Consider the following 6,666-nt stretch of genomic DNA (forward strand, 5'->3'; position numbering starts at 1 on the left):
AAAGATTTTAGATAACTATTAATATTATATGAATAAAAATTCGTTAAAAATATCATATTATATTAGAATCATAAATGTTTTTATGCAATTTTATTGTTTTATTGTTTATTTATAATCCCGGTTTTCAAAATGGCCCTCTGGAAATTTATTAGGTGCTTTAATTCACGGTCAGGCATAACAGCCATATATTCCTTTGAAAATTTAACCTCTGTATCCCATTCAGAATGAAAGCCAACAACAATAAATGTTATTTCCTTAATATTCTCATTTTTTGGTGGATCGGTATAATACCCTATCATTCCATTTGAATTAACCATTGAATAGCTTGAAAATGTTGCGATGTAAATCTTATCATTGGAACTGTATTCAACAGTTCTCTGAATTGACGAATTTTTAACCAGTATTGTGATTATTGATGGATCCAAAATTTTGATGCTCCCCCTTGGTAAATCTAACTCAAGATTCCCATAGCTATCTTTTACGGCCTTTTCAAAATTTTTTAAATTAGGAGACATGATACAATATGGCTTCTAAAATATAAATCTATTCTTATTTTATTAAAACAAAAATTGTTTTAGGCGTGGATTCACCTTCCATGAATTTTTTAAATAATAAATTTTTATTTATACCATGTATTGACATGTAAATACCTGCATTAATATTAATATAGTGCATAATGATTTAATTATGTATCAACATATAAAAATAATATACCCAATAATAGATTATAAAAGAGGTGTGTAGGTGCAAAAAAGAATTATTGTAACAGGGTCCAACAGGGGCATAGGTTTTGCAATTGCAGAGAGGCTGGCCATGGATAAATTTTCTGTCATAATGGTTGATTATGATGCCAATGTTATTGAGACAGCTGAAAATTTAAATAAAATCTATGGCAATGTAACAGGGATACAGTGTGATGTCTCAGATTATAAATCATGTGAGTCAGCATTAAGCAACATTGAAAAAAACATTTATGGAATAGTTAATAATGCAGGTATTAATAGGGACGTATTATTTAAAAACATGACATATGATCAGTGGGACAGTGTTATAAAAACTGATCTATACAGCGTTTACAATATTACCAAGCTGTTCATTGAAACAATGATTTCAAATAAGGAGGGGAGAATTGTAAATATATCATCGGCAAGCTGGCAGGGAAATATAGGACAGGCAAACTATGCTGCTGCCAAGGCCGGGATTATAGGCTTTACAAAGACCCTTGCCAGGGAGCTCGGCAGGTACAATATCACTGTCAATGCAGTTATACCGGGATTCATAAAGACACCAATGACAGACAAGCTTCCGGATAAAATTAGGGATAAATTTATTGAAAAAATATCGCTGGGAAGAATCGGCCTTCCAGAGGATGTCGCAAATGCGGTTGCCTTTTTGATGGATGATAGGAGCAGTTATATTAGTGGAACAATGATTGAGGTTGGGGGAGGTCTTGTACTATGAAAACAATGCTGGATTTCATAAAATATTATGACAATGACATATTTATTAAATATTTTGACTCATCAATTACATATGGTGATTTTTATAAATATGTAAATGGCATTGCAGCGCAGCTGGCATCTTATGGTGATGATGGAAGCATAATAGCCATGATATCAGAAAATATACCACAGTTTATTATGGTACAGCATGCATGCTGGAAGAATGGCATGATATTCACGCCACTAAGCCCACTTGATTCCTATGAAGAACTTTCAAGGAAAGTTAAATTTTTAAACCCGGCTGTTGTAATAATTAGTTCAGAATTCAGGGATTCTTTTGGTGCATTAAATGGTATTGTAGACGGAAAAATAATTTATACTGATCCTGAGACATTTGGGAAGATCCCTGAAGGCCTGAAAAATAAATTTATAAAATCTCAGGGAATTGAGGAGTTAAATTTAAGAAAAAAACCTTATTTTGATATATACAGGCCGGACCCCGAGGATACCGCCATGCTGGTATTTACATCCGGCACATCTGGCAAGCAGAAGGCTGCAGAAATAAGGCATAAAAATATATACTCAGCATCGTTCATATATAAAAACTGGTTTGATGTTGGTAAAAAGGATGTAAATCTTGGAATAGCCCCATTCTTCCACATAACCGGACTTATTTTTGGCATATCATTATCTGTCATAAGCCATTCAAAAATAGTCCTAAATTATAGATTCACGCCTGAACAGACGCTTAACGACATAATAAAAAATAAAACCACCATAACAATGTTTGTAGCCACCGCCTACAGGTCAATGCTTAATTCATGGTCAGGCATTGACGATATAAAAAATAAACTTTCATCAATGAGGGTTTGGTCCGCAGGTGGCATGCCCATGCCTGTAAAAACTGAGATAGAATGGAAGAAGATGACGGGAAAGTATATTTATATGGCATACGGGTTAACAGAGAGCACCTCACCACTGACATTATGGGATTACCCATATAATGGGGAATTAAAAATATATAAGGATATAGTAAGCTCTGGCAGGCCTGTTTATTACACAACAATAAAAAGGAGCAGGGGTGGTGAATTAATAGCAAGGGGACCACAGGTGGTTTCCGGATATTACCATAATGCTGAGGATACAAAATTAACATTTTCAAGAAATGGAATGAAAACAGGTGATATATGCCACATTGATTCAAATAACTGGGTTTATATAATAGACAGAAAGAAGGATTTAATTGATATATCAGGATATAAGGTATGGCCGGTTGAGATTGAAAATGCCATCAGATCAAGCCAGTTTGTGGAGGATGTCGTTGTTGTTCCGGAAAAGGATGAATATAAGGGTGAGGTACCTGTTGCCTATGTTAAATTAAAGGATAATATAAACCCATATGATGAAATTAAAAATGAAATAAATAATATATGCAGGGAAAAACTTGCCAAATTTAAAATACCAAAAAATATAGTTTTCATTAACCGCATGCCAGTAAATGCCTCTGGAAAAATTAAAAGGTCAGATATACATAAGATACTGGGTGATGCACAATGATTAAGGGATTTGCAGAGGCAGTATATAAAAAATATGATGGTACAGCTTATGACCTCATGAATGAGGCACTTGAGAAGGCACTCAACATGGCAGGAATTCAGCGCAGTGATATACAGGGATTTATAACAACCTTTCTGCCTGGTATTTTTGATGGTAATATTTTTCTGCATTTCTTTCCGGACCAGTTATGCGGCTACCTTGGAATAAATCCAAAATATATTGACTCGCTGGATTATGGCGGACCATCGGTTCTGGCTGGATTGTACCGTGCTGAAAAACTTATAAAATACGAGGGACTTGATAATATTCTTCTTCTATTTGGTGGCAAGGGTTCACTGGTAAGACAGACCAGAGAAACTGTGGATTCATATGAAAATCTGTATGACGGTGTTACAAACACACCATATAAACAGTTATTATCAGGCTACTCGTATAAAAATCCGCTGTCAGATTATGCACTTGTTGCACAGAGGCATAAAAAAATTTATGGAACTGCTGATGAGGACCGTGCCAGACTTATGGTAAAGCAGAGAAAAAATGGTAACGATTCGGGATATTCCATGTTTACCGGTGATATTTCCGTTGATGACGTTCTTTCATCACCAGTTATCTCATCACCACTGCACCTTTTGGAAATAGTATATCCTGTTGATGGATTTCATGCATTCATTGTTTCCAAATCCCCGGGAAAATTAAGACCTGTTAAAATAAAAAAATATGGTGAGGCTCACTGGTCAAAATTACCACCAGAGCTGGAAGAAATTATGATAACGCCTGCATCAGAAAGTTCACGTAATTTTAGGGATGAGATTAAACACTGCGATGCCTATGAGCTCTATGATTCCTTTAGCATTACTGTTATACTCCAGCTTGAGGATACAGGAATAATAAAAAAAGGTGAATTTGGCAAATTTATAGAAAAAACAGATATATCAAGCTCAGGTGATATGCCGCTTAATACAGGTGGAGGCAGTATTAACAGGGGCCAGCCTGCATATATGAGTGGTAGTGTTTTATTATATGAAAGTCTTTTACAGTTAAATGGAATGGCTAAAAATCAGGTTAGGGACATAAACAGTGTTTTTATTAATGGAATTGGTGGATGGTCAAGGAACCATTCCGTTTCAATGATTCTGGGTGATTAAAAATGAATGAAATGGAAATATACAGTATTTATAAGGACTATTTTGCGAACTCCATGCTACCATACATTAAATGCAAAAACTGTGATTATTCTTTTTATTATCCGAGAAATAGGTGTCCGCAGTGCGGATCAGACAAAATAGAGATTAAAAAATCTTCCGGCACTGGTGAGATATATTCCTATACTGTTTTTAACAACAGTATATGGGCAATAGTTTCATTTCCAGAAGGTTTTAGGCTTTATATGAACATTGATTCAGCTGGAGAACCAGACGTTGGGAAAAAAATTAAAATTAAATTTATAGATGGAAGACCCTATGGGAGCTGTTAGATTATGATTTCTATGAAATATATTAACACCTTTTGATGCTCTAAAGCTCCCAATACTTATTCTTTTTCCGTAGTAATTATTATGCATCTAAATGCTTTCATTCTTTATTATGACAGTAAAACATGCATAATAAGATATATATAGCATTTTTTAATAAGCTATTTAGTTTGAAGTGAACAAGATGAATTCTTACAGCTTAATTAGAGATGAATGGAAATCGCTTAAAAAATCAGATATATACTTAATGCACAAGCAAAGAATGATATCATGGAGAAAGGGAAATTCAGTTGAAAGGCTCGAATACCCAACAAGGATAGACCGTGCAAGATCTGCAGGATACAAGGCAAAGGAAGGATATATAATAGTCAGATCAAGGGTTAGAAGGGGCGGACAGAATAAACCCAAAATTATGGGAGGCAGAAGGCCAAGAAGGCTTGCATATACAAAAATGACACTTAAAAAAAGCATCCAGCTTATAGCCGAGGAGAGGGCTGCAGATAAATACCCCAACATGGAGGTATTAAACTCATATTATGTTGGAGAGGACGGCCTTTATAAGTACTATGAGGTAATACTTGTGGACAGGACAAACCCCAATATATATAACGATAGGCATATATCATGGATATCAGAACCACAGAATAAGGGCAGGGTTTACCGCGGATTAACATCAGCAGGATATAAAAACCGTGGCCTCGGACACGGAAGGCTTAACAGCTCAAAAAGCAGACCCTCCATAAGAGCTAATGGAAGGTTAAGGAGATAATAACAAAAATCTCCTTTAATTTGTTATGCCATGGTGGCCCAGTGGTACGGCGCCAGCCTTGAGAGCTGGTTCCCTTGTGGATCGGGAGTTCGAATCTCTCCCATGGCGCTATTATTTTTTATTTTTATTAATTATACCATTAAATTGCCTTGATAAAAAATGTTAGATGCATGGTAATTATAAAATTTAAAAGCCTTTTATTATTATAAGTGCTTATTATTGTAATTCTGTTTTATAAAATCAGTTTGATTATTTTTTATGCTATAGTTTTAAATTAGAAAAATATAATATAATTTATTTTAAATGTTTAAGATGAGGATTTTTGACTTTGTATATTAAAACGTTTAATAAATATTAATGTAATGACAACAGCGTAAGTCCATGCAATAATAAGTATTACCATTGCTATTATTCCAGTGTAAAAAGTTATGTTATACGGATAAATATAATTATTAGACTTAAAAATGAAACTCAGTTTAAGTGAGGATATAGAAAAAACTGCCAACGGAAATGTGTATGCCCATATTGATATACCAGGCTTTGCATGAAAAACCTTCTTTATGCTAACAAGCATGGCCACAATAAAATTCCAGAGTTCAAATGACCATAATGATACTGAGGCGAATAATGCTACAGTTAATGGAATGTTGAAAATACCTGGAAGCTGTGAAAGTGTAATTATATTTATTACCAGAATGCTGGAAACTCCCACAGGCAAAACAAGCACTGGTGAGGATTCACTTGACTTTATATCCCTTATGTGGGAGGTAAACGCCATAATTCCTATAAAAAGAAATAGAAAAAGTGCTATTCCAAATCCCATCAGGATCATAAAATAAACCAGATCTGCATTTATTCCACCAAGTGGAATGATCCTTTTTCCCAAGAAAACTGTGGAAGATAAGGCAACAGGTGGTATTAATTCTGCATATGTTAATTCCCCCTTTTCTATATTCTTTGTATACATTTTATATCCAAGATAAAAACTTAGAAGCAAAATAGCAATGAAATCAAAAATATAATTATAATATGATAAATACCTTAAGGATATAATTTTTGACGGATAATATGAAATGTATGATACATTCATTATCATCATGGATAATGGAACAACGGTTGAAAAGCTAATTCTGTTAAGATTATTCCAGTCCTCCAGAATAACATTTGGAAATACAAATGTCCTTGCAGTCCATAATGCAAATAAAATCAAAAAAAGAACCATGCCCAAAAAGAGAAAAAATATGCCAGTGTTATAAAGGGCATTGGAATGGAAAAAATCAGCCATTCTGTTTAAAAGCACTGATACGGCCAGGGTACCAAGGGCTATTGCAAACCATTCTGATCCGGTGATATATAATGTTTTTTTAAATGTCATATAATGGATTAGTACAATCTTCTATATATAATTGACTGAATGGTCAATTAAA

At 34.2% G+C, this 6,666-nt stretch carries 7 protein-coding genes and 1 tRNA gene; 6 read left to right on the forward strand and 2 right to left on the reverse strand.

What is annotated here, in order from left to right:
- Nucleotides 1-98: 98 nt before the first annotated feature.
- Nucleotides 99-515, reverse strand: a complete 417-nt coding sequence (locus tag AOG55_RS01260; RefSeq protein WP_055032626.1) for a hypothetical protein — start codon at nt 513-515, stop codon at nt 99-101.
- A gap of 229 nt (nt 516-744) precedes the next feature.
- Here AOG55_RS01260 and fabG point away from each other — a divergent pair, with 229 nt between their 5' ends.
- The 6 genes from fabG to AOG55_RS01290 all read left to right on the forward strand — a co-directional run bounded on the left by fabG (nt 745) and on the right by AOG55_RS01290 (nt 5,347).
- Nucleotides 745-1,461, forward strand: a complete 717-nt coding sequence (gene fabG / locus AOG55_RS01265; protein WP_055032627.1) for a 3-oxoacyl-ACP reductase FabG — start codon at nt 745-747, stop codon at nt 1,459-1,461.
- Entirely contained in the window at nt 1,458-2,999 is a 1,542-nt protein-coding gene (locus AOG55_RS01270) for a class I adenylate-forming enzyme family protein (RefSeq protein ID WP_055040786.1), read from the forward strand. Before fabG ends, AOG55_RS01270 begins: the two co-directional genes overlap by 4 nt.
- Nucleotides 2,996-4,144, forward strand: coding sequence for a thiolase family protein (locus tag AOG55_RS01275; RefSeq protein ID WP_055032628.1), 1,149 nt, complete (start codon nt 2,996-2,998; stop codon nt 4,142-4,144). Before AOG55_RS01270 ends, AOG55_RS01275 begins: the two co-directional genes overlap by 4 nt.
- A gap of 2 nt (nt 4,145-4,146) precedes the next feature.
- Nucleotides 4,147-4,473, forward strand: a complete 327-nt coding sequence (locus AOG55_RS01280) for a Zn-ribbon domain-containing OB-fold protein (protein ID WP_054964467.1) — start codon at nt 4,147-4,149, stop codon at nt 4,471-4,473.
- A 181-nt stretch (nt 4,474-4,654) separates the two neighbouring features.
- Nucleotides 4,655-5,239 (forward strand): 50S ribosomal protein L15e, encoded by a 585-nt coding sequence (locus tag AOG55_RS01285; RefSeq protein ID WP_048101090.1) that lies wholly within the window; start codon nt 4,655-4,657, stop codon nt 5,237-5,239.
- 27 nt (nt 5,240-5,266) lie between these two features.
- Nucleotides 5,267-5,347: transfer RNA gene (locus tag AOG55_RS01290), tRNA-Ser, on the forward strand.
- A gap of 199 nt (nt 5,348-5,546) precedes the next feature.
- Here the strand turns inward: AOG55_RS01290 and AOG55_RS01295 are convergent.
- Nucleotides 5,547-6,614, reverse strand: a complete 1,068-nt coding sequence (locus tag AOG55_RS01295) for an SLAC1 family transporter (protein WP_055040787.1) — start codon at nt 6,612-6,614, stop codon at nt 5,547-5,549.
- Between the last annotated feature and the right edge of the window lie 52 nt (nt 6,615-6,666).

Origin of the sequence: Acidiplasma cupricumulans (assembly GCF_001402935.1) — an archaeon.
Lineage (GTDB): Archaea > Thermoplasmatota > Thermoplasmata > Thermoplasmatales > Thermoplasmataceae > Acidiplasma > Acidiplasma aeolicum.

What these genes read in the sequence shown, in the direction of transcription:
- AOG55_RS01260 (WP_055032626.1), bottom strand. Translation starts at nt 515, where the DNA reads ATGTCTCCTAATTTAAAAAATTTTGAAAAGGCCGTAAAAGATAGCTAT.
- AOG55_RS01270 (WP_055040786.1), top strand. Translation starts at nt 1,458, where the DNA reads ATGAAAACAATGCTGGATTTCATAAAATATTATGACAATGACATATTT.
- AOG55_RS01275 (WP_055032628.1), top strand. Translation starts at nt 2,996, where the DNA reads ATGATTAAGGGATTTGCAGAGGCAGTATATAAAAAATATGATGGTACA.
- AOG55_RS01280 (WP_054964467.1), top strand. Translation starts at nt 4,147, where the DNA reads ATGAATGAAATGGAAATATACAGTATTTATAAGGACTATTTTGCGAAC.
- AOG55_RS01285 (WP_048101090.1), top strand. Translation starts at nt 4,655, where the DNA reads ATGAATTCTTACAGCTTAATTAGAGATGAATGGAAATCGCTTAAAAAA.
- AOG55_RS01295 (WP_055040787.1), bottom strand. Translation starts at nt 6,614, where the DNA reads ATGACATTTAAAAAAACATTATATATCACCGGATCAGAATGGTTTGCA.